This window comes from Luteolibacter pohnpeiensis, assembly GCF_016595435.1.
Classification (GTDB): domain Bacteria; phylum Verrucomicrobiota; class Verrucomicrobiia; order Verrucomicrobiales; family Akkermansiaceae; genus Luteolibacter; species Luteolibacter pohnpeiensis.
In genome coordinates this window covers 40,198-61,500 of the sequence record NZ_JAENIJ010000026.1, presented here as the reverse complement: position 1 = coordinate 61,500, position 21,303 = coordinate 40,198, and the positions used below count along the sequence as shown (strand labels likewise).

Here is a 21,303-nt window from a genome sequence, read left to right as displayed (position 1 = left end):
TCCACCACCCAGGTCCTGCAAACCAGCACGGACCTCATCAACTGGACCGACACCGAGATCCCCTCGGCCACCTCCGGAAATGTGGAAATAACTTCCGACGTCCCTTCGGTGGGATATGAAACCGTCACGATCCTCCTTTCGACAGAGGAAGTGGCTGCAGGCAAATGGTTCGGGCGTTTGTCTGCCACCCGCCAATAACCGGGGCGTCAGAAGAACAAGCAATGATGAGACGAGCCGGTGGGTTAAACCGCCGGCTCGTTTTTGTTTGGGACCAGGAGGGATGCTTTTGAGTTCACCCCTTAAGAGATCAGATCTGCGGCGATCGATCTAACGAGTCGTTCATTCAATGACGTGAGCTGTAGTCGGTAACTTGAAATGTTGCTGCTTACGGCCGCCAAGTGGCCGAGTTGTTCCTGTTGCTCTTGGATCAGGATCTGAGTCGTATCCGGACCATTTCGATGGATGAAGGAATTTTCTTAACCTAGCTTTGGGTTTTTCGTTCGGACCGGTTTCGTGAGATAAGATCCCCTGATGCCGACAAAAAAGGGGAAGGATTTTCATCCTTCCCCCCTTTTTTGAATTGAGACTTTGAGTGCCTTACTGGCTTGGCATCATTGAGTAGAGCGCCATTGTCATGCAATAGGCTTCGTCAGCGCGCATGGTCTTGCATTCGTGGCCTTCGCCCCACGAATCGGTGTAGTAGATTTCGTGAGTCTTTTCGTTATAGCCGATGATCAAGCGCATGTGGCCACCGTAAGTTTGCGGCAAACCTTTTTCAGGGAACATGCCGAGGTAGAGTGTCCAGCAAAGCGGGATACCTTGGTCAACATACTCTTTGATTTTGCTATTGAAGTGCTCGTAGCCGTTTTGGCCTGCCTTCATGGTGCGGAAAATGTCCTTATCCGCGTAATGCCAGAAATGCAGCGGGTTGATGTAGTAATCATCTGGATCAATCGGATACTCTTTGACCTCGTCGTCTGAGCTTTTGTTGTGAGCGCGGACGGCGCGGTTGTAACTCACGACGTCTTTATCCAACTGGCGCATATCGAATTCGATGAGTTTGATGGTGCGCAGGTGAATTTTGCCCGTGATGCGCTGGAAGGCTTTTTCCATGGCATCACCATTGGTGCCGTTCTCACCGGTATCGGCGATTTGAGCCATCTCGTGTTGATCGATATTGGCTCCGTAGTAGCGCGCTACGCGTTCGACCGTAGCCACCACGCAGTAACCTTTTTCGCCCTGGTCCACCATGGGAACGCCGTGGATGAAGGTGAATCCTTTATCATCCGTCGTGACGTTATTGGCAAAACTTTCACGGCGTCCCACGCCCCCTTTGTCCTTGGCGGCAGAAATCGAGGCAAAGCGCAGCCGAATGAACTCCGGGCGTTTTTCGGCACGATTTTCACTACCCTCGAGATAGACAGCGGAATCGCCGACGGTCCACAACCATCCCTTGATGGGGACTGCTCCATTTTCATTGATGGTCTCTCTTTTGCTACCGAGGCGACCGACTAAAAGGTCATTCCACATTTTCATCCGAGTGACATATTCCTTGGAGCCGATCTCGCCATCGTCGCCCCGATTGTAGAGCGAGATGGTGACATCAACCGGTTTGGAATCCTTGCCCCGGATGACCACTTCGCCGACGGGGTGTTCCAGCAAGGTGAAGGATTCCGGCTTGGCGCGCAGTCCATTTTTTGCGGAGGAGAGCCAGACGAAGCCTTCTTCGTCCGGCTTGTAGTCGATTCCTCTGTCCTTCATCCGTTTGATGATGGCAGCGGTTTCCTCATCAATCGGCTTATCGGGTCCTTTGACGTCCTCGAGTGATCGCTTCCAGAGCGCAACGGTGAAGACTTCCTTGTCGAGAGGGGGGAGGTCTTTTTTATCTTCCTTCGAATCTTCAGCAAACGTGAAGGCGTTGAGGCCAACAACGAACAATAAGGGGAGAAATACTCTCATCGGGGAGAAACCTAGATGGCCTCTTACCCTGTTTCAATCCATTAAATTGCAATTGGGCAATTAGTTGTTAGGAAATCGTCACAGGCAGAGGCGTCGGAATAAAATATCCAGTGGCAGCTGCATGCCGATGTAGAAATCTCCGAACTCTGCGTAGCGCGCGGAGACTTCATCGAAGCGCATTTCATAGACGATGGCCTTGATGTCGATGGTGTCCTTGGCGAGGAGGGTGACTCCCCATTCATGCTCATCAAGTCCGGTGGAGCCGGTGATCAACTGAAGGATGCGGCCTGAATAGGCGCGGCCGACCCGGGCGTGTCCAGCCATGAGCTGGCGTCGCTCCTCGAAGCTGAGCGAATACCAGTTGTCGTTGCCGGACCGGCGTTTTGACATGGGGTAGAAGCAAAGCACCGGCCAGTCTGGCAGCACCGGATAGAGGCGGTGCTTGAGGTAGTGGGCCATCCGGTCATCGAATTCTTTGAGGGAAGCCTCAAATTCAGGAGTGCCTTCCGTCATGCCTTTTTCACCGATCAGGGTGTCAGCGATGTATTGCTCGCGCGTGGTGGTGTATTCCGAACTTTCGGTTTGAGAGAGGTAGGAATACGCCGGACTGAGGATCTCCGGGCCGAGCGAAAGGGTAAGCTGCTTTTCGTATTGGTTGGCAACATGAAGGTCAGGAGTCAGAAGCATGAATCCGAGGTCTGCCTTGGGAGTGACGACGGAAAAGATCAGCAAGTGGGTATCCGGAGTTGCGCGGATTTCCTGAACCAGCTCGGTCAGGCGGGTTTTTGCCTGGCGTTTTTCCTCATCGCTGAACAAGGCCCACTGGGCTTGGTCCACATGATAATAAAGGTGCAGAACGTGCCAACCTTCGCGTGGCACGACAGGGGTGATTTCCGGATTCGGCATGGTAAGTCAGTCTTCTTGAAGCTGGGTAGAGATCGGGATCTCAAAAAGTTTGGAAAAGGCAGTTCCCGGGGCATTGACGGATGGACCCTGGTGGACCTCGACGAACCACGGTTCGATGTCGCCGGTCCGATATGCTGCGTGCATGTTCATTTCGTCAAATCCGGCGGTTGCGGGGATTTCAATCTCACCTTTGCCGGATACCTGGCGTGAGATGACATCGCCCACCGAGTTGCCATCGGAATCGCGGAACATCACACGAACGGCGCCGGATCCACCCTCGGTGCTGAGTTTGAGCACCGGGATGAGCAAGGTGCCGCGGCGCACGTTATCCGCATGGTCGCCGGATTCCACTGGCTTGCGCCAGAAAGTGTCCGCTTTGACTGCCGTGAAATGTTTGCCCTTGATCGGAAAATCATCAGCAGTGGTGATTTTAGGTGGTGCCGGAATTTTGCTGAGTGAGTTGGCGTAAAAAAAGATTCCGACTCCAAGGAGAAGCAGCACCAGGGCGGCGATGCTGATGAGTTCGGATTTTGCCAGGTTGATCTTGATCCGTGGCTTTTTGCGATTTTCACCACCGTTACGGGGAGCAGGGGGCTCTTCGGCAGCTGAGTTGCCGGTCTCGGTCGAGGAATCCGGGACCGCGGCTGTCGATTCCGCCTCAGAATCAGATGGTGGGACTGGAATTTCGATATCATCGGCATTCAGATCCCAATCGTCATCGTCGTCGATGCTGCCAAATGAGGAAAGGCTGGTATCGATCCTGGTGCCGCTGCGCTTCGGTTGGGCGGGGTCTGTAAGCCTTTGAATTGGGGCCTCTTCCGGGTCTGACACCACTGGCAGGGCGAAATCCTCCTCGTATTCTTCTTCATCGTCGATCGGCTTCAGTTGCGGGACCGGGCGTTCGGGAAGTTCTTCCTGCTTTTTCGAGGCTTTTGTAACCGGCTGCTTGGCAGGAATGTCGATTTTCGGCTTTTTGGGCGGCATTTCGACAGGAGAATCATCATCTCCGAAGTCCCAGAGATCCTGTTCGGTGGTGTCCTTCGCCAGATTATCCAGGTTCGCGCGATGGCGTGGTTTACTGGGCTTTCCTTCCGGAGATATGGGAGAATCAGGTGTCATGACAAGCGGCGAGGGTTGTTTAGAGAGGCGAGTCCGGCTTGGCGAGTGTGAAAGACGCCATGCTTTCCCTCGAAAAATCGAGTTGCAAGCTTGGCCCGGTGCATGCAACCAAGTGGCGAGAGATTACCCAATCCAGCATGGCAGACCGCGAAGACAAGAACATAGAAAACGTGCCCGGCAAATTTTACGTGGATAGCCAGTGCATTGATTGCGACCTGTGCCGCGAAACCGCTCCGGATAACTTCACGCGGGCGGACGACGAAGGTTACTCATTCGTTTTCAAACAACCAGCAAACGAAGAAGAGGAAGAACTCTGCCGCGAAGCGATGGAAGGCTGCCCGGTCGAAGCGATCGGCGAAGACGGCTGACCGAGCCGAAGCCTGCATCCATGAAAAAAAAGCCGTCCGTCAGCAGGCTGCGACAGGAAATTCTGCGCGAGTGGCGTGGCGGCGATGAAGCGGACGATTTGAATTCCGGGGTGCACCTGGCGGAGGAATTCGTCAGCGCGATCCTGAAAGCCGCTGGTGCCGAGGACGGCATTCATGAAGATGAAGTCCGCGCTGCCTGGAAAGAATTGGCTGGTGAATTCATTGCCAAGCACGCTGAGCCGGTCTCTGTGAAAGGTGGCCATTTGGTGCTACGCGTCACTCAGCCCGCCATGCGCTTCCATCTGGAGCAGATGAAGCCGCTGCTGCTCAAGCGCATTCAGGAACAACTCGGCAACAAGATCCGCTCGGTGAAATTTGGCCACGGCTGAAACCAGGCTGGTCTTGGCAGCAAGCGGATGGCAGGAATTTTCACACATGTTTCGCAACCTGATTTTCGATTGGTCCGGCACCTTGGTGGATGATTTGGGACCAGTGATCGATGCCACCAATGCGGTTTTGGTCCGCTACGGGCTGGATCCGATGGATCGTGAACAGTTCCGGCGCAAATTCCGGCTGCCATACCGGGAATTTTACGAGGAACTGCTTCCCGGGATCGCGTTGGAAGAACTTGAAGCCCATTTCCGCCCGGCGTTCGATGAATCGAAAGCTCCAGTTTGGGTGCTGCCGCATGCCCGGGAAAAACTCGACTGGTGCAAGCAGCTGGGCATTCGCACCTTCGTGCTGAGCTCGATGGATGCCACGGTGTTTGCTCGCCAACTCGAGCTTTTCGGCCTGACGGAGCACTTCGAAGCCACCTATGCGGGGGTGATCGATAAGCGGGAGCTGATCCATCAGATTTTGGAAACCCACCACCTCAATCCGACAGAAACTGCGTTTGTCGGTGACATGACTCACGATATTGAAACCGCCCGGCATGGTGGCATCTCTTCGATCGCCGTGCTGACCGGCTATCAAGATCCGGAGATTCTGGCTACGGTGAAGCCGGATCTAACCGTGCCGGATTTGAGCGTTTTGATGAAATTGATGGATCGCCGCTACCCGCCCAAACGGCCGATCATCACCGTGGGCGGCTTGGTCCATGATGGCGCTGGCCAGGTGCTGATGATCCAAACCCACAAGTGGGGCGATCGCTGGGGAATCCCTGGCGGAAAGGTCGAACACGGCGAACCGGCGGAACAGGCCTTGCGGCGGGAAATGCGCGAAGAAACGGGACTGGAAATTTCCGACATCCGCTTCGCCTTGGTCCAGGATTGCATCAACTCGCCGGAATTTCTCCGCCCCGAGCACTTTGTGTTGCTCAATTACACCGCTCTCGCGACATCGCGTGAGGTGGTGCTCAATGAGGAAGCTGAGCATTTCCGATGGCTGCCACTCGCGGATGCCTTTGACTTGGATTTGAATGAACCGACGCGCGTGCTGTTGCAGGATGTGGTCGACAACCAGCGCATCCCACTGTCATGAGAGATACCATCATCATTCGTCGGCTGCGGGTCAGCACCCATATCGGGGTGCCGGATGAGGAGCGGGCCCAGCCACAGACCCTTTGGATCACGCTTCGGCTGACACCCATTCATGGATTCGACGACCTCGCCGATGACATTACCCGAACGGTCGATTACCATGCCGTGGCAGTGGACATTGCTTCGCTTTCTGCGGCGAAACCACGTCGGCTGATCGAGTCACTGGCCGTCGAAATCGCGGATCACTTGTTGAACGCTTATCCGTTGGATAAAGTTTTTGTCGAAATCGAAAAACACATTCTTCCTGATACGGAATGTGTTGCAGTGAAATTGGTGCGGGAACGGGTCGCATCACAGTCTGAAACGCAAGATTCGGATTGAAGACTTCGCTGGATCAGCTCGACTCCGCAGCATGAAAGTTACCATCGTTGGTCCGGGAAAAGTGGGGATGATCCTCGCCTACACTCTTGTCATGAGAGGATCGGCACGGGAGATCGTGTTGATCGGAAACAATCGCCGCAAAGCAGAAGGCGAAGCGATGGATTTGATGCACGCGCAAGCGTTCATGAAAATTCCGGTCAAGGTCCGGGCCGGAGATTTGGAGGATGCGGCGAATAGTGAAGTGATCGCGATTTGTGCCTCGGTGCCGATGGCCCATGACTTTGGCGACCGCAACAGCCTCGCGGTTGGGAATGCAGAAATGATGAAACGCATTCTTCCGGTGCTTGCCCAATCTTCGCCAAATGCGAAACTGCTGATGGTTTCCAATCCGGTCGATGTGCTTTCGTATCAGGCCGAGAAACTCACCGGCTTCCCGCCTGAACGGGTGATGGGGACTGGCACTTTGGTCGACTCTATGCGGTTCCGTGAGCTGCTTTCCTCCGCAGTTTCCATCCACGCCGGCGATGTGCGTGCTTATATCTTTGGTGAACACGGAGAACATCAATTTGCTGCCATGAGTGTCGCCCAGGCAGGCGGTGAAAAATTGGATGATACTCCGGAGCGGCGCGCATTATGTGATGTCGCGAAAGCAGCGGGCATCGAGGTGTTTCGGAAAAAAGGCAACACATGCTATGCCATCGGCCAGTCTGCTTCCTATGTCATCGAATCCATCTTGTTAGATCAAAAACGGACGATTCCACTGAGCGTGGCGATTGATGGATACCTCGGCGTGAAAGATGTGTATTTGAGCATTCCGGTGGTGATCGGCAAAGCCGGAATTGAACGGAAACTACAACCGCAACTCAGTGAGCTGGAAATCGAACAATTCCATCTTGCTGCGAAAAGTGTGAGAAGTGTGATCGATTCCATCATGTGACGAAAACGGCACGCGAATCGAGCTGCCAGTTCGGAGGATTGTCGGTTTGGTCATCGCGGGATGAAAATCGACATCGTCACCGATACGTTTGCGCCGGATGTAAATGGAGTCGCCATGACTCTGGGACGCCTCACCGAAGGATTGCGGGCTCGCGGACATCGCGTGCATGTGATTCGCACGGGAGTCGGAATCGAGCCGCGACAAACCCTGGCGGCTTCTTTTCCTCTACCTGGCTATCAGGAAGTGCGGGTGGGATTGCCCGGTGCATTCAAATTGAGAAAGCGCTGGCTCAAGAAACGGCCGGACGCGGTGTATGTCGCCACGGAAAGTCCGCTTGGCAGATCTGCGGTGAAAACCGCCAAGGCATTATCCATCCCGGTGGCAACCGGTTTTCACACGAATTTCCAGGATTACATGGAGCAATATCGCCTCGGGCTGTTGCAGCCAGCGGCGATGGCATATCTCAAAAGATTTCATCGCGATGCCGATTGCACCTTGGCGCCAAGTCCGGAGCTGGTGGAGAAGTTGCGCGATGAAGGCTTGAACGAGGTGCACCTGTTAGGGCGCGGAGTGGACACGGAGTTGTTCAATCCTGCCAAGCGCTGCGAACAACTCCGCCAGCAATGGGGAGCACGGGTGGGAGTCCCGGTGGTGATGGTCGTAGGACGGGTTGCTGCGGAGAAAAATCTGGATTTGGCAATGAAGTGCTTTGAGCGCATGCGCCAAACGATTCCAGACTTATGCTGTGTGGTCGTCGGCGATGGGCCATTGCGTGCCCGATTGGAGGAAAAAAATCCCGGTGTGATCTTCGCTGGCATGCGGACCGGCGAGGAATTGGCGAAGCATTATGCTTCTGCTGACCTGTTGTTGTTCCCGAGTGAAACTGAAACATTTGGGAATGTCTTGTTAGAAGGCATGGCAAGCGGACTGGTGACCCTGAGTTATGATTACGCCGCTTCTGCTAGATATGTGAACTCTGGCAATGGATTGAAAGTTCCCAAAGGAGACTCAGAGGCATTTTTGCGGGCTGCTCAGGAAATGTTCCGCCACTTGCGCGATCAAGACATGGGTCAAGCCGCACGCGAAACCGCGGAGCGACTGGGGTGGGATCAGGTGATCTCGGAATTCGAAAATCGGCTCAACACCATCTCGGAATCCAAGCAGCCGAGCCCGCTTTCAAAACGCAAACGTGAGAAACGTGAGAAGCTTTCCTGCCGCACCTTGTTCCTTTCTGACATCCACCTTGGCACCCCGAATAGCAAAGCAGCCGAGGTGGTGCATTTCCTGAAACACATCAAGTGCTCAAAGCTGGTTCTCAACGGCGACATCATCGATGGCTGGGCCCTGCGCCGCGGCGGCAGATGGCGGGGAAAACACAGCCGGGTGATCCGCAAGATCCTCAAGATGATGGAAAAGGATCACACCGAGGTGATTTACCTACGCGGCAACCACGATGATATTCTGGAGCGCTTTCTCCCTCTTGCCTTTGGTCGACTGAAAGTAGGCAAGGAGCACATCCACATCACTCCCGATGGCAAGCGCTACCTGGTTGTTCACGGCGACGGTTTCGACAGCGTTTCCACCAATCACCGCTGGCTGGCAATGATGGGCGCGGTTGGATACGATTTCCTGTTGAAGGTGAATCGATTCTACAACCAATGGCGCGCCTGGCAGGGGAAGGAATATTTCTCTCTCAGCAAGAGTGTGAAAGCACGGGTGAAATCCGCAGTCAGCTTTGTGGATCGCTACGAAGAGCTGTTGCAGGACCTCGCTCGGCATAAGCAATGTGAGGGAATCATTTGCGGGCATATTCACACGCCGGAGGACAAGATGACGGGCGGAATCCACTATCTGAATTCCGGTGATTGGGTGGAGAGTCTCACCGCCATCATCGAGCATCACGATGGCCGGATGGAGCTGGTCCGTTACGAGGATTTCTTCCAAACGGAGCCGGAAATACTGAGTGAAGAAGCCGTCCTCGTTTAAGGGCTGCTCCGATTGTAAAAGGAATTGACCTCGCTGGTTAATTGAGACTCATTCGCATTTTCACTGCGATGAGCTTGCCACAAACAATTCGTAAAGGAGTCTTCTGGGCGCATTTGGCGATCGGTCTTTTGGCTGGGGTCATGGTCCTGTCGATGTCCGTCACCGGTATTCTGATGGTCTATGAGCGCCAGATTATCGAATGGGTGGATGGCGTTACGGTGAAACCTTCAGCCGAGGCTCTCCCTCTGGAATCGGTCATCGGAGACGAATTTTCCAAACAGGTACCGCCATCATCCATCCTGCTTTCCAGCAAACCGACGGAGCCCATCGGTTTGCAATATGGCCGTGAAAAAACCGTTTATTTTGATCCTTACACGGGCAAGTCACTTGGCGAGGGCAGCCAATCCGCGAGTAAATTCTTCCACTCTGTTGAAAGCTGGCACCGCTGGCTGGGGCAAACCGGTGAAAAGCGGACGATTGGCAAATCGATCGTCGATTCGGCGAACCTGATGTTCCTCTTCATCGTGGTGTCCGGACTTTGGCTGTGGTTTCCCCGGCGCTGGACGAAGTCAGGCATCAAAGCGATCACCCGCATTCAGCCGCGCTTGAAGGGCCGCGCCTGGGAGTGGAACTTGCACAACGTTTTCGGTTTCTGGGCATGCATCCCACTTTTTATCATCGTCACCACCGGTACGATCATGGCGTTCCCTTGGGCAAATGCATTGATCTTCAAAGCGGTCGGTGAAGAAGCCCCACAAGGACGCGGCGGTCCGAGGGGAGGAAAGCCTGGCGGTCGCGGAGAAGGCGCTCGCACGGAAGGCGGCGGAACTCGCAATGAAGGTCGGGGTGAATCACGCGGGGAGGGTCGCGGACCAGGGGAACGTAGTGAGCGCAATGAACGTGGCGGACGGGGAGGGCGTGGTGAAGGCCAAAGCCGGGGGCAACGCGAAGGCGAAGGAAGAGGGCGTGGTGAGCGCGGCGGTCTGGAAACCCAGACCGGCTCAGGGACCGTTTCTCTCGTCGGATTGAATGCGGCCTATCAAACCGTGGCGAAATCAAATCCAGACTGGGAAACGATGCGGATCGAGATGCTCGCGGATCATCAGGCAAAGTTTTCCGTGACGGATTCGCATCGCGGCCGCCCGGATCGCCGCCAGGAGGTGACCATGGATTTGGCGAAAAATCAGATCGTGCCAGTGAGTGCGTCGGATAAGCAAAGCTTGGGCCGTCAGATTCGTGGATGGGTGCGCTGGGTCCATACCGGTGAAGCCGGTGGCTGGATCGGCCAGACCATCGCGGCATTTGCCGCCGGATCGGCAGCCGTGCTGGTGTGGTCCGGATTTGCACTGAGCTGGCGCCGCTTTTTTGGAAAGCGGAAACGTTCGAAGGCGGCAATGGCATGATTCAGGACCAAATTGGCCAATCCACTGCCTGGATGCAGGAAGGGTTGCGCTTGGCAGCCCGGAACGAATGGGTATCGGCGTTGGCGCAATTTGATGAGTCGCTTGCCGTCCGTTCATCCTGGCAGTGGCAGAGCGATCCGCATCTGGCCTGGTTGCTGGCGGCGGTGTGGACCAACCGGGCAGATGCGTTGGTCCGATTGGGCCTCGAATCGCAGGCGCTGGAGTCCCTGGACCGCGGCATCGAGGTCCTCAAACACACGGATCTGGCCGAAAATCCCGCCCATCTGGAACGCTGGATTCTTGCGCTCATCCAACGGGCGACCTTGTTGGTCGATACCGCGTGTTACGATCGATCCCAGGAGGATTTTCGTGAAGCGGAAACGGCTTTGCTTCGTTTCGGAGATCGGGGGTTTTTGTCGGCATTGCTCCGGTTGAATCGCGCAAGGCTAGAGTTGCATCTGGGAAAACCGGTCGAGAGCTGGGAGGACGCAGAAGCTGCCATTGAGATTTTGAAGCGACTGCCGCCGGTGCCGGAAGTCATCGAAGCAGGAATCAAGGCGCGGAGCATCGGCTGCCGGGCGTTGGCGATGTTGCTGGAATTGCCGGACGGCCTTGAGCGGGTTGGCGATTGGATTGCCAAAGCAACGGATTTGACCGAGGAGGCGCTGGCGTGGGTTCGGGCATCGGGATTTCGCGGCCCCTGGATCGCGGATCTGGTTCGCTACGGGGCGAAAATCTATCGGGCGTGCCAGCCTCAGTTTTTAGGTGCATTTGCAACCGAGTGGGTTGGCTCCGAAGGGCCGTTGGCGGGCGATCTGGAACTGAAGCGGGAGATGCGAAACGAAATCCTGTTAGCGAAGGCGGAGGTCGAAGCCAGGGTCTACCGCGCAGCGCACGATCGCGAATGGGTCGAGCGTCAAACCCGCGTCTTGAAGTCGCTTCAGGCAGGGGAAATTGGTTTGATGGATGATTTTTGAGAAAGGAGGATGGGGCATGGAAAAGCCGCTCACGCAGATTCCGCCGCACGTGGTTTCGTTGTCCGATTACGAGGCGCTTGCGCAATCGCGAGTTGAGTCCGGCGCGTGGGCTTACATTTCAGGCGGAGCTGGCGATGAACTTACGCTGCGGGAGAATGTGGATGCCTTTCGCCGCCTGCAAATCACACCGCGAGTTTTCAAGGACATGGCTGGCGGTTCGACTTCCGTGGACATGCTTGGACGTCGATGGATCCACCCAATTTTGGTCGCGCCGATGGCGTTTCATCAGCTGATGCACCCGGATGGGGAAATCGGCACGGTGCTGGGGGCTGCCGCGATGGAAACCCCGGTGGTGGTCAGCACGCAGTCGGGCATTTCTCTCGAAGAGATCGCAAAGCGGGCGATGTCACCTTTGTGGTTTCAGCTCTACATTCAGCCGGATAGGCAGTTCACCTCAGACCTGGTGCGCCGCGCTGAAGCCGCAGGTTATGAAGCATTGGTGGTGACGGCGGATGCTCCCTTGAGTGGATTGCGCAACCGGGAGCAGCGGGCAGGATTCAGGCTGCCGGATGGAATTTCGCCGGTAAATTTAAAAGGCATGGCATCCCTGCCTCCGGAAGATCGGGTATTTGGTGGCGCTCTGGTCCAGAACGCTCCGACATGGAAGGATCTGCAATGGCTGCAAGGGCAGACCCGATTGCCGGTTTTGGTGAAAGGGATTTTGAATCCGGAAGACGCACGGATTGCGATGGACCAAGGCGTCGGCGGGATTGTGGTATCAAATCACGGCGGTCGGACCTTGGATGGTTTGCCTGCGGCGATTGAGGTTTTGCCCGAAGTGGTTGATGCGGTCAGCGGACACATCCCGGTTTTGCTGGATGGAGGAATCCGGCGGGGGACCGACATTTTCAAGGCCCTGGCGCTGGGCGCGACGGCGGTGATGGTCGGGAGACCGGTGCTGTATGGGTTGGCAGCGGCCGGCGCGGTAGGTGTTGGCCACGTCTTGAAAATCCTGCGCACCGAACTGGAAATGGCGATGGTACTGGCGGGAACGGCTACGATTTCCGAGATCAATCGCTCTGCGCTACGCCGCGGATCAGTCTAGCATTTCTCGATAAGCGCTGGTCGTTGATTCGCGATACACCCCGGGCCCATGGCGATGGATAAACCGAGCTGCCAAGCCGTGAGATTCCGCCAGGAGCGGGCCGTGCTCAGGACCGGCGATGTAAAGGGCGGTGGCCCAGGCATCCGCCAGAATGCATGTTGGTGCAAGAACCGAGACCGATGCCAGGTCCATCGACGCGGCGCTGCCGGTGCCGGGGTCGATCAAATGGCTGATTTCGCGCCCACGGTGGGTGCGGCGACGGGCGAAATCCCCGGAACTGGCGAGCGAAAGCCCGCATAGAGCGACCACGGTTTCGGCAAGCGAGTCCGCTCGGGCATCTGGTGGATTTTCGAGCAAACACCACCAGGGCGAGCCATCGGGCTTGCATCCGTGTCCTCGGATTTCACCGCCAATTTCGACGAGAAATGCCGGACTATCGTGGGCAAGCAGGACCTCGGAAATCAGATCAACCGCACCCCCTTTCGCGATCGAAGAAAGATCGAGTTGGCAATCCCCCGGCTGCAGAGCGCGATGCGATGTTGGATCGAGCGAAAGGCGTCGCCATCCCATCTGTTGGTGGGCGATTTCGAAATCGGCATCCGATAAATCTGGCGCGGGTTCGTGCGGTCCGAATCCGTGAAGGTCGACAAGGCGGCCAACGGTGGGGTCGAGCGCGCCGTTGGATGCTTCAGCGACTTCGAGAGCGATTTGCAGAACGTGGAAAAATTCGTCTGGCAATGGATGCCAGGAATTTGCCGGTGCGCGGTTGAAGCGGCATAGGTCAGACTCCGGGGCCCAGTGGCTCATTTGCCGGATGATCCGATCCAGAGTGGCCTCGATTTCGGCTTGGATTGCCTGGGCAGATAATGGCTCGGGAAGAATGCAGCGGACCGTCCAGGTTGTGCCCATGGTTGCGCCTTCCAATGTAACGAACGGTTGGCCGGAACCAACCGCTGACAGGACATGGGAAGCCAGATTTTGGGGGACCAGGACCTGGCGATCCGCTGCACGATTCGGGTTCACTGCGGGAGAACCTCGAAAGTCGCGGTGTAGGATGAGCGGCTGCTGGTTGGGATGCCTTCGAATTCGCCGCCTTCGCCCTCGGCACTCGCATTCAGCCAATAGCGTCCGGCTTCCGGGAAGGTGATGGTGAGTTTGCCGGTCGAGTCGGTTTTCAGCTTCATTTCACCCACTTCGTTGCGATAGCGATCGTCACCCTTTACGACGGTGATTTCGGTGTCCGCAGCAGGTTTGCCGTTGAATTGGAGAACAAATGAAACGGGCTCGCCGTTGAACAGATCGTTGGGATGGGTTCCATCGAGCACGAGTTCCAAACCTTCACCCGAAGGCTTGAGCACGGTATTCGTAGGTTCGCCAGCAGTGACGAAAGTTTCGACCCGTGAGTTGTTGCGAGTCAGCTTCAGATCAGCCTTATCTTTCAGACCAGCTTCAGCGAAGCTTTGGGTATCACCACGCCAGCGTTTGGTTTCACCATTCTCGGTATAGCTGGCGAAAAGCCCGTCGCGGACGCTGAAAATCTTGTAAGTGCCGGGTTGGCTGAGCTCGACATCGAAAGTCGTGCGATATTGTCCCTTCATGCCGTTTTGTAGGGCGACGCTTTTTCCATCTGGCCCGAGGACGGACAGGGAATCGAGGCCGGGTGACGCGTGGTCTGGGAAAAACAGGCTGTTGGAAATGGCGGCATCAACCGTCACCCAAGGGTGTTCGCCGGAGAGAACGGAGGATGATGGGATGATCCAAAACCGGTGGGCGGAGAGAGGTTGCACGGCAAAGGCGAGCAACGCGACGGTGGTGAGCAGGGTGTTGCGTTTCATAAGGATTTTAGGGTTCAGGTTGGATCGTGAATTTCACCGCACCGAGTTCGGTTTTTCCGGTGTCAGCCGCATCGACTGCGGTTTTTCCATCCCATTTGAAGGGAATGCGGACCATTTCCCGGCCGCCCACCTCACGGGCGGCCTCAACCACGAGCGTGTATTCGCCATCGGGCAGGGGGGCGATGGCAGCGGCTTTGTCGGATAGATCGAGCTCGTGCTTGCCGACGGGCCGGGTTGGACCGCTGACTCCATCAATGGGCAGTTCTGCGGAGCGGCCGCTTTTGCGCCACCATTGGCGGAGGTCTTTGAGCCAGGATGTGCCTTTTTTGTTCTTCGCGTCATACCAAACGGTGAGGTCGGTCGCGACGCTGCGATCGGGCTTTTCTATCCAGGCTGCGACGTAAGGGCGGTGGTATTCGGCGGCGTCGAGCTGTGGGATTTCGATGGTCAATTTGACCTCACCGCCAAAAGCCGTGGTCGCGAGGATGGGGGCGAAAATCAGGAATGAGGGTTTCATGCGTGTAGGAAAAACAGGATGAGGATGAGCGGGATCACGATGCCGGCGATCACGACCGGCCACGTGCTGGGGCGGCGCTTGGCGTGCACCCAGAGCAGGCAAAGGCCGGTGATGCAGAACACCACGCAGGCGATGGAAAATAGATCAATAAACCAAGCCCATGCGGGGCCGGTATTGCGTCCTTTGTGAAGATCATTGATGAAGGCAACCGTTCCGCGGCGGGTCGTTTCGTGGAGGATTTCCCCGGTTTCGCGATCGATCGAAAGCCATCCATCGCCGCCTGGTCGTGGGAGGCTGATGTAGAGTTCATATTCCGACCATTCCGCAGCGCGGCCGGAAAGTTTGGTCCCGGTTTTCTTGCTGAGCCAATCGGCGACCTCTTCCGGAACGGGAGCGGTGGCATCTGGTGAACCGTCGAATGCGATGCGCTTGAGCAGATTCGGTGGCAAGGTGGCCTTGATTTCCCGGACATCCGGTTTGCTCGAGAAACGGGATGCGTGATTCAGGGTGATGCCGGTGACGGCGAAAAACAGCATCGCAGCCAGGCATAAGGCGCTGCTGACCCAATGCCAAAGGTAGAACTGCTTGGTGAAAAACGCTTTGCGCTTTTTGGCCGCGTTGCGGGCAGAGTTGGATGGCTTTGGTGGATCGTCAGCAGGCATGGCAGGGCTTTACATCTCCGCCCACTGGCGCAGCAGGTTGTGGTAAACGCCGGTCAGTTGGGTGGTCGTTTCGGTGACCAACGGATCGTCAGGTCGCCCACCGCAGAGGCGTTGGATGGCGATGTCCATGTCGAACAGGAGCGAGCGGCGCTCATCGGACCGGATCATGCTTTGGAGCCAGAAAAAGGAGCACAGCCGGGTTCCGCGCGTGACGGGAGTGACGTGGTGCAGGCTGGTCGATGGATAGAGGACCATGTGACCGGCGGGGAGCTTGACGCTTTTGGCTCCATACGTGTCTTCGATGATGAGTTCACCGCCATCGTATTCGTCAGGCTCGGCGAAGAAGAGGGTGCAGGAAAGATCGGTGCGGATTTGCCGACCATCGGGAAGCCAGCGCAGGGCAGAATCGACATGGATGCCGTAGGTTTGGCCGCCGCTGTAGCTGTTGAAAAGGGGAGGTAGAATATGCAGCGGAGCGGCTGCAGACATGAAAAGCGGATTGGAGCGCAATGCCCGGACAATCCGTGAGCCGACATCGTGAGCAGTGGGGTGATCGCCTGGGAGCTGCAGATTGTTTTTAACCTTCACGGCCTGATGTCCGGCGGTTTTTTTCCCGTCTTCCCAAGGCGCGGCTTCGAGAAGCTTGCGGCACTCTGCGAGCTCGGCAGGTGGGAGAATGTCTGGAATGCAGAGGATCATGATGGGGAGGGGAGAGAGGAAGCATCCGCCGTCACCAGCAGAGCCAGTGACGACGGATGCGTTGCAGCAATTTAACCAAACAGAAAGTTACCGATCAGAATTTGAAGTTTGCGCTGAGGGCGACGGAAAGCGGAGCGCCCATGAGGATGCGGTTGCCGCTGGTATCGATACCGCTTCCGGTGCTGCCGCCAGCTCCACCGGTATCTGCGCCGCCACCACCGCTGGTGCTGGCCACGTATTCGTGATCGAGCAGGTTGTAGACGTTCAGGCGGACGTTCATGTGTTCGTTGACGTCGTATTGGACGAGGCCGTCAAAGACTGCGTAGCCAGCCATCGTCGGCGCATCATCGATGGTCGAGGTGTTGACGGAATCCTGACAACGCATGCCCAAGCCCACGGTGAAGTTCTTCGGCAGTTTGTAGGTGGTCCACAGGGAGGCCGCCCACTTTGGCGTGCGTGCCAGGCGGTTACCATCGATGGTGTTACCGGGCTGGTCGACGGATGCATCAAGCCAGGTCAGGCTGCCGAGGACGGACCAGTTTTTGGTGATTTGACCTGTAGCTCCGACGGTGACACCGAAGATTTGCTGGCCGCCATCGCTGGAATAGGAGGAGGAATCGAGGGGATCGTCCTGATAAATGTAGTTGGTGTTTTCGGTGTAGAACACCGCGCCGGTGAGTGAGAGGCGGGAATCCAGCAGATCCCACTTGGTTCCGAGTTCGTAGTTTTCGGAAATCTGTGGATCGGCATTGATGCCGGCGGTGCTGGTTTCTGAAGCGTTCAGCGAGAAGTTACCTGTTCCCGGTGGCTGGGCAGTGCGGCTGTAGGAAACGTAGATGCTTCCTTCTTCCACCGGTTTGTAAACCAGGCCGAGCTTGCCACTGTAAACTTCGTCTTCGACGCTGTAAGGGCCGGACAAGGTGTAGTCGGTGCCGCCCCGTGGGATCGAATAGGAGCGGTAATCGGTGTCGTAGTGATCCATGCGGACCCCACCGGTGAGAATCCATTTCGAGGTCAGATCTACGGTGTCAAAGGCATAGAGACCGATGGTTTCGGTGTTGCCTTGGCTATAACCAGGACCCGTGGTGTAGGGAACGTAACCTGCCGGGAGGTCGTGATCCGGCTCGGTGCCTGGATCGATGGAATCGAAGGTCCCACCGCCGACCAGGCCGTAGGTGTCCTGATCTTCCTTGGTGTATTCCAGACCCGAAACCAGCGTGTGCTTGAGGCTGCCGGTGTTAAACTTGGCAGTGAGGTTGGTTTGGTTGGAGAAAATCTGATTCTTCCGGTCATCCGTAACGAATGAGCGGCGAACCAAGCCATAGGTGTCTCCGGCGCTGAGCGAATATGAGGCACGGACGCCACGGGTGGAGCGGGTCGTATGATTGTATTTGGTCTGGTTGGTCAGCTGAAGGTTTTCGCTGAAATCGTGCTCGAAGCGAGCGGTGAAGGTGTCCTGATCGATGTCATCGTAGTCGCTATCGGTGCCGTAATACCATTCGTCGTCCACTCCCGGGGCGAGCTCGTTGCGGTTTGCCGGCAGACCGTAGTCCGGGGTATTGCGTTGCTCGATGTGTTGGTAGGTGAAGATCGCCCGCGTATCCGTCCCAAGTCCAAATGAAATGGATGGCGCGATGCCCCAGATGTTCCGCTCGACGAAATCACGACCGGCTACGCCACCTTCTTGGAACAGTGCGTTCAGACGGAATGCGGAACCCGGGAGCCAAACTTCACCGCCTGGCATCAACGACAGATCCTGATTCAAATCCATCGTGTAGCGCTGGCGTCCACCGGAAGCATACTGAACCGAACCTTGATAAGAATTTTCAAGATGAGGAACTTTGGTGCCGAGGTTGATGTAACCAGCGGCATTGCCACGGCCGACATCAGATCCGGTTGGACCTTGGAAAACTTCCACCGCTTCGGTGTTGAAGCTGTCCCGTGACATGACACCGTTGTCGCGGACGCCATCGACGAAGATGCTGTTGGTCGCGTCGAATCCGCGCATCATCACTGCGTCACCCGCCACACTGCCGGCGTTGCCGTTTTCACCACCTGTCATGGTGATGCCAGGGATGTTGCGAAGGATTTCGGTAAGGGTGGTTGCGCCCTGTTCTTCAATCACCTCTTTCGGCACCACGGTTACGGTTTGTGGCACGTCGCGAAGCGGCACCGTGTATTTCTTGGAGGTCAGATTTTCGGTCTTGTAAGTATCCGCCTTGGTCGCTTCCACCGTGATGTCCGGGAGCACTTCGGCTTCGCCGTCTTTCTTCTTCGTCGTTGGATCTGTATTCGAAGGGGCGGTGTCTTGGGCGACCGCGTGGCCTGCGGCTAGGAAAGTGGCAAGAGCGAGCGCTTCTCGGGAGGAGGGAATGTAGCGGGTATTCGAGTTGTTGGATGGTTTCATGGCTTGAGAGCGGCAAGAACGTGATGAGACTGCGTCTCAATAACGATCTGCGTCAACCCTCATCTCCCCACTTTGACAAAAAAAGCCGCTACCCGCAGATGGAGCGGATAGCGGCAAATGGATGAAACAGTCTCGCGGTTAGAATGAGACCCGGAGAGCAATCAGATTGCTGAATGCGTCGAGGCTCCCGTCTGGTGTGTCGAGGTGGTCGTAAGCAACGCCTGCCATGATCTTGAGGCTATCGCCACAGAGGTAATAGTTCAGGCCCAGGTAGATCGAGTGATCTTCGTCGCCGCGACCGCTGTTGGTATCGATGCCCAGATCATGTGCGGCCCGGACATAGCGGCTGTTGATCCGGAAGCCTTCATCGCGGCTGGCACCAGCATATTGATACTGGGCGACTGCCTGCAGGCGTTTATCGATCAGCCAATAGGAAGGCATGGCAACCAAGCCGTAGAAATGGCCACCCCGATCGCCGGAACCGATGTTTTCTCCTAAAATCGCTTCGCCAAGAAATCCGAATCGGCCTTTTTCATAAGCCGCGCTGATGGTGCTGGCCCAGTGGTAGCCGAGGAAATTTTCCTCGGAATCCTGGCTGTTGTACACGCCGTCCCAAGTGATTTTCCACTCATCGGTGACTTGGTAGCCGAGGGTGGCGGAATAGGCTAGGTCGCCATTCCAGCCATCCATGAACTTTTCATCCTCCGTGCTGTATACGCCAAGCGTCCAATTCAAGCGACCTTTCGCCGCATCAAGGGTGAAGCCGGTTGGGCGGCCTGAATTGTAGATTTTATTGCCGATGGAGGAGCGCTCAATGGTGAGAATCTTGTTGGAGGACGCGCGGACTTCGTCACTCAGCATGAATTTCAGCCTGCCATAGTTGAGCTGGAGTTGATCGAGCGGAATGCCAGCAAAGGCTTTTTTGATGTCGAAGGAGAACACGGCCTCATCGAAGGACTCATAACCCCAATCGAGGTCGTTGTTGTCGCGACGGTCGTCATCCACCAGATTCAGGCTGAGTTTGGCCGAAAAATATTGGAGGAAGTGGGTTTTGGTTTCGATCCGGGCCCGGCGGTAGTCCTCGTAGGTGTCGTTGAAATCGCGACCATTGACGTCGTTTCCGTCTTCATACGCCATTTGGTAGTGGAACCGTCCGCCGATTTGGAAGGACTGGAGCAATGGGTTCTCCGGGTTGCTGTAGAGCAGGCCAGGCTTGTTCTGAATCCAGTTGCAGAAGTCCCAGGAGGCGGGAATTTCCACGTGTTCAGTAGACGTTGGGATCGCTTCTCCGGCCAAACATGGAGCGGCCAAGGAAAGCAGGATGGCGATCGATCGGGTGGTGGTCATGGTGCGGGTTTTTTTGGTGAATTTGCGAACTGTATGCTGCATAATGTGACAAGAATGTCACGGCGGCGGATAGGAGCGCTGCGGATCGAACTTGAAAATGGTCTGAATGTGACAATTCTGACACAAAACAGATTTTGCCGGAAAGTAAGGGTTCCGGTGCATTCAAAACGTCACCTGCCCCAGGTTCGGGCGGGCCTTGAAATCCAGAATTCTATGAAATCCACAGCTATTTGTCTGACGGCTGCTGTCCTCAGCATGCTCCCGGTCTTCTCCGCGGAATCTCACATCGATCCCTCCTTGCCGGACTACAAAGCCGTCAGCGGTGTTTCTGGAAACCTCAATTCCATTGGTTCGGACACCCTGAACAACCTGATGACTCTTTGGGCTGAAGGCTTCAAGAAGGCGTATCCAAACGTCAACGTGCAGATCGAAGGAAAAGGTTCCTCCACCGCACCTCCAGCACTCATCGAAGGCACCGCTCAAGTCGGTCCGATGAGCCGCATGATGAAGGCGGAAGAAGTCGACGCATTTGAAAAGAAATACGGCTACAAACCGACTGAAGTGAAGGTGGCCATCGACGCTCTGGCCGTATTTGCCCACAAGGATAACCCGATCAAGGGTCTGACCATGAAGCAGTTGGACTCCATTTTCTCACAGACCCGCAAGCGCGGTGGTGAGGAAATCACCGATTGGGGGCAACTTGGTCTCAAGGATTGGAAAGGCCGTCCGATCTCGATTTTCGGTCGTAACTCAGCATCCGGCACCTACGGATTTTTCCAAGAGCACGCTTTGGAAAAAGGTGACTATCGCTCGAACGTGAAAGAGCAACCTGGTTCTTCTGCTGTGGTTCAAGGAGTTGGTTCCGATCTCTACGCCATCGGCTATTCCGGGATCGGTTACAAAACCTCCGGAGTCCGGACCATCCCGCTTTCCACCGATGGTAAAAACTATGCCGATGCGACTTACGACAACGCGCTGTCCGGCGATTATCCATTGGCCCGTTTCCTCGTGGTCTACGTCAACAAAAAGCCTGGCCAAGCGCTTGATCCACTGACCCTTGAGTTCCTCAAGTTCGTGGTCTCCAAGGAAGGTCAGCAAGTGGTCGAAAAAGACGGTTACTTCCCGATTCCTGCAGAAGTTGCGGCTGAGGTCGGTGAAACCTTGACCAAGTAAGAAAAATCAACCAACCGGGCGGTGTGCCTGTGGGATTTTCC

At 56.0% G+C, this 21,303-nt stretch carries 21 protein-coding genes; 11 read left to right on the top strand and 10 right to left on the bottom strand.

Going from position 1 to position 21,303, the window contains the following annotated elements:
• On the top strand, window positions 1-198 hold a 198-nt coding region (locus JIN85_RS15080), incomplete at its 5' end, for a hypothetical protein (RefSeq protein WP_200272205.1).
• A 399-nt stretch (window positions 199-597) separates the two neighbouring features.
• Here the strand turns inward: JIN85_RS15080 and JIN85_RS15075 are convergent.
• The 3 genes from JIN85_RS15075 to JIN85_RS15065 form a co-directional block, all read right to left on the bottom strand.
• On the bottom strand, window positions 598-1,959 hold the full coding sequence (locus JIN85_RS15075; protein ID WP_200272204.1) for a C39 family peptidase: 1,362 nt from the start codon (window positions 1,957-1,959) through the stop codon (window positions 598-600).
• A gap of 78 nt (window positions 1,960-2,037) precedes the next feature.
• Window positions 2,038-2,865 (bottom strand): hydrogen peroxide-dependent heme synthase, encoded by an 828-nt coding sequence (gene hemQ / locus JIN85_RS15070; RefSeq protein ID WP_200272201.1) that lies wholly within the window; start codon window positions 2,863-2,865, stop codon window positions 2,038-2,040.
• Window positions 2,866-2,871: 6 nt separating this feature from the next.
• Window positions 2,872-3,984 (bottom strand): hypothetical protein, encoded by a 1,113-nt coding sequence (locus JIN85_RS15065; protein ID WP_200272199.1) that lies wholly within the window; start codon window positions 3,982-3,984, stop codon window positions 2,872-2,874.
• Window positions 3,985-4,121: 137 nt separating this feature from the next.
• Here JIN85_RS15065 and JIN85_RS15060 point away from each other — a divergent pair, with 137 nt between their 5' ends.
• Genes JIN85_RS15060 through JIN85_RS15020 form a run of 9 tightly spaced genes read left to right on the top strand, consistent with a single transcriptional unit; the run spans window position 4,122 to window position 12,622 of the window.
• On the top strand, window positions 4,122-4,352 hold the full coding sequence (locus JIN85_RS15060) for a ferredoxin (RefSeq protein ID WP_200272197.1): 231 nt from the start codon (window positions 4,122-4,124) through the stop codon (window positions 4,350-4,352).
• A 20-nt stretch (window positions 4,353-4,372) separates the two neighbouring features.
• A complete protein-coding gene (locus JIN85_RS15055; RefSeq protein WP_200272195.1) occupies window positions 4,373-4,741 on the top strand; it encodes a DciA family protein in 369 nt (122 codons plus the stop codon).
• A 46-nt stretch (window positions 4,742-4,787) separates the two neighbouring features.
• Window positions 4,788-5,834 carry an HAD hydrolase-like protein gene (locus JIN85_RS15050; protein WP_200272193.1) on the top strand — a complete coding sequence of 349 codons (1,047 nt, stop codon included), beginning with the start codon at window positions 4,788-4,790 and terminating at the stop codon, window positions 5,832-5,834.
• Window positions 5,831-6,214 carry a dihydroneopterin aldolase gene (locus tag JIN85_RS15045; protein ID WP_200272191.1) on the top strand — a complete coding sequence of 128 codons (384 nt, stop codon included), beginning with the start codon at window positions 5,831-5,833 and terminating at the stop codon, window positions 6,212-6,214. The genes JIN85_RS15050 and JIN85_RS15045 overlap by 4 nt, the downstream gene beginning before the upstream one ends.
• 31 nt (window positions 6,215-6,245) lie before the next feature.
• Entirely contained in the window at window positions 6,246-7,151 is a 906-nt protein-coding gene (locus tag JIN85_RS15040; protein ID WP_200272189.1) for a malate dehydrogenase, read from the top strand.
• Window positions 7,152-7,211: 60 nt separating this feature from the next.
• Window positions 7,212-9,137, top strand: coding sequence for a glycosyltransferase (locus JIN85_RS15035; protein WP_200272187.1), 1,926 nt, complete (start codon window positions 7,212-7,214; stop codon window positions 9,135-9,137).
• A 41-nt stretch (window positions 9,138-9,178) separates the two neighbouring features.
• A complete protein-coding gene (locus JIN85_RS15030; protein WP_200272185.1) occupies window positions 9,179-10,540 on the top strand; it encodes a PepSY-associated TM helix domain-containing protein in 1,362 nt (453 codons plus the stop codon).
• The gene (locus JIN85_RS15025) at window positions 10,537-11,517 is read left to right on the top strand and encodes a hypothetical protein (RefSeq protein ID WP_200272183.1); all 981 of its coding nucleotides are present in this window, start codon (window positions 10,537-10,539) and stop codon (window positions 11,515-11,517) included. Before JIN85_RS15030 ends, JIN85_RS15025 begins: the two co-directional genes overlap by 4 nt.
• The gene (locus JIN85_RS15020; RefSeq protein ID WP_234047452.1) at window positions 11,507-12,622 is read left to right on the top strand and encodes an alpha-hydroxy acid oxidase; all 1,116 of its coding nucleotides are present in this window, start codon (window positions 11,507-11,509) and stop codon (window positions 12,620-12,622) included. Before JIN85_RS15025 ends, JIN85_RS15020 begins: the two co-directional genes overlap by 11 nt.
• Here the strand turns inward: JIN85_RS15020 and JIN85_RS15015 are convergent.
• The 7 genes from JIN85_RS15015 to JIN85_RS14985 all read right to left on the bottom strand — a co-directional run bounded on the left by JIN85_RS15015 (window position 12,614) and on the right by JIN85_RS14985 (window position 20,089).
• A complete protein-coding gene (locus JIN85_RS15015; protein ID WP_200272181.1) occupies window positions 12,614-13,645 on the bottom strand; it encodes an FAD:protein FMN transferase in 1,032 nt (343 codons plus the stop codon). The two genes, JIN85_RS15020 and JIN85_RS15015, sit on opposite strands and share 9 nt — an antisense overlap.
• Entirely contained in the window at window positions 13,642-14,457 is an 816-nt protein-coding gene (locus JIN85_RS15010) for a DUF4198 domain-containing protein (RefSeq protein WP_200272179.1), read from the bottom strand. Before JIN85_RS15010 ends, JIN85_RS15015 begins: the two co-directional genes overlap by 4 nt.
• Window positions 14,458-14,464: 7 nt before the next feature.
• Entirely contained in the window at window positions 14,465-14,974 is a 510-nt protein-coding gene (locus tag JIN85_RS15005; protein ID WP_200272177.1) for a DUF2271 domain-containing protein, read from the bottom strand.
• Window positions 14,971-15,636, bottom strand: coding sequence for a PepSY-associated TM helix domain-containing protein (locus JIN85_RS15000; protein WP_200272175.1), 666 nt, complete (start codon window positions 15,634-15,636; stop codon window positions 14,971-14,973). The genes JIN85_RS15005 and JIN85_RS15000 overlap by 4 nt, the downstream gene beginning before the upstream one ends.
• Window positions 15,637-15,645: 9 nt before the next feature.
• Window positions 15,646-16,335 carry a Fe2+-dependent dioxygenase gene (locus JIN85_RS14995; RefSeq protein ID WP_200272174.1) on the bottom strand — a complete coding sequence of 230 codons (690 nt, stop codon included), beginning with the start codon at window positions 16,333-16,335 and terminating at the stop codon, window positions 15,646-15,648.
• Between the two features lie 94 nt (window positions 16,336-16,429).
• The gene (locus JIN85_RS14990; RefSeq protein WP_200272172.1) at window positions 16,430-18,742 is read right to left on the bottom strand and encodes a TonB-dependent receptor; all 2,313 of its coding nucleotides are present in this window, start codon (window positions 18,740-18,742) and stop codon (window positions 16,430-16,432) included.
• Window positions 18,743-18,880: 138 nt separating this feature from the next.
• Window positions 18,881-20,089 (bottom strand): porin, encoded by a 1,209-nt coding sequence (locus JIN85_RS14985; RefSeq protein ID WP_200272170.1) that lies wholly within the window; start codon window positions 20,087-20,089, stop codon window positions 18,881-18,883.
• A gap of 213 nt (window positions 20,090-20,302) precedes the next feature.
• On the opposite strand from JIN85_RS14985, the gene JIN85_RS14980 reads away from it, so the two are divergent.
• Entirely contained in the window at window positions 20,303-21,262 is a 960-nt protein-coding gene (locus tag JIN85_RS14980) for a PstS family phosphate ABC transporter substrate-binding protein (RefSeq protein WP_200272167.1), read from the top strand.
• The last annotated feature ends 41 nt before the right edge of the window (window positions 21,263-21,303 follow it).

What these genes read in the sequence shown, in the direction of transcription:
- JIN85_RS15075 (WP_200272204.1), bottom strand. Translation starts at nt 1,959, where the DNA reads ATGAGAGTATTTCTCCCCTTATTGTTCGTTGTTGGCCTCAACGCCTTC.
- hemQ (WP_200272201.1), bottom strand. Translation starts at nt 2,865, where the DNA reads ATGCCGAATCCGGAAATCACCCCTGTCGTGCCACGCGAAGGTTGGCAC.
- JIN85_RS15065 (WP_200272199.1), bottom strand. Translation starts at nt 3,984, where the DNA reads ATGACACCTGATTCTCCCATATCTCCGGAAGGAAAGCCCAGTAAACCA.
- JIN85_RS15060 (WP_200272197.1), top strand. Translation starts at nt 4,122, where the DNA reads ATGGCAGACCGCGAAGACAAGAACATAGAAAACGTGCCCGGCAAATTT.
- JIN85_RS15055 (WP_200272195.1), top strand. Translation starts at nt 4,373, where the DNA reads ATGAAAAAAAAGCCGTCCGTCAGCAGGCTGCGACAGGAAATTCTGCGC.
- JIN85_RS15050 (WP_200272193.1), top strand. Translation starts at nt 4,788, where the DNA reads ATGTTTCGCAACCTGATTTTCGATTGGTCCGGCACCTTGGTGGATGAT.
- JIN85_RS15045 (WP_200272191.1), top strand. Translation starts at nt 5,831, where the DNA reads ATGAGAGATACCATCATCATTCGTCGGCTGCGGGTCAGCACCCATATC.
- JIN85_RS15040 (WP_200272189.1), top strand. Translation starts at nt 6,246, where the DNA reads ATGAAAGTTACCATCGTTGGTCCGGGAAAAGTGGGGATGATCCTCGCC.
- JIN85_RS15035 (WP_200272187.1), top strand. Translation starts at nt 7,212, where the DNA reads ATGAAAATCGACATCGTCACCGATACGTTTGCGCCGGATGTAAATGGA.
- JIN85_RS15025 (WP_200272183.1), top strand. Translation starts at nt 10,537, where the DNA reads ATGATTCAGGACCAAATTGGCCAATCCACTGCCTGGATGCAGGAAGGG.
- JIN85_RS15020 (WP_234047452.1), top strand. Translation starts at nt 11,507, where the DNA reads ATGATTTTTGAGAAAGGAGGATGGGGCATGGAAAAGCCGCTCACGCAG.
- JIN85_RS15010 (WP_200272179.1), bottom strand. Translation starts at nt 14,457, where the DNA reads ATGAAACGCAACACCCTGCTCACCACCGTCGCGTTGCTCGCCTTTGCC.
- JIN85_RS15005 (WP_200272177.1), bottom strand. Translation starts at nt 14,974, where the DNA reads ATGAAACCCTCATTCCTGATTTTCGCCCCCATCCTCGCGACCACGGCT.
- JIN85_RS15000 (WP_200272175.1), bottom strand. Translation starts at nt 15,636, where the DNA reads ATGCCTGCTGACGATCCACCAAAGCCATCCAACTCTGCCCGCAACGCG.
- JIN85_RS14995 (WP_200272174.1), bottom strand. Translation starts at nt 16,335, where the DNA reads ATGATCCTCTGCATTCCAGACATTCTCCCACCTGCCGAGCTCGCAGAG.
- JIN85_RS14990 (WP_200272172.1), bottom strand. Translation starts at nt 18,742, where the DNA reads ATGAAACCATCCAACAACTCGAATACCCGCTACATTCCCTCCTCCCGA.
- JIN85_RS14985 (WP_200272170.1), bottom strand. Translation starts at nt 20,089, where the DNA reads ATGACCACCACCCGATCGATCGCCATCCTGCTTTCCTTGGCCGCTCCA.
- JIN85_RS14980 (WP_200272167.1), top strand. Translation starts at nt 20,303, where the DNA reads ATGAAATCCACAGCTATTTGTCTGACGGCTGCTGTCCTCAGCATGCTC.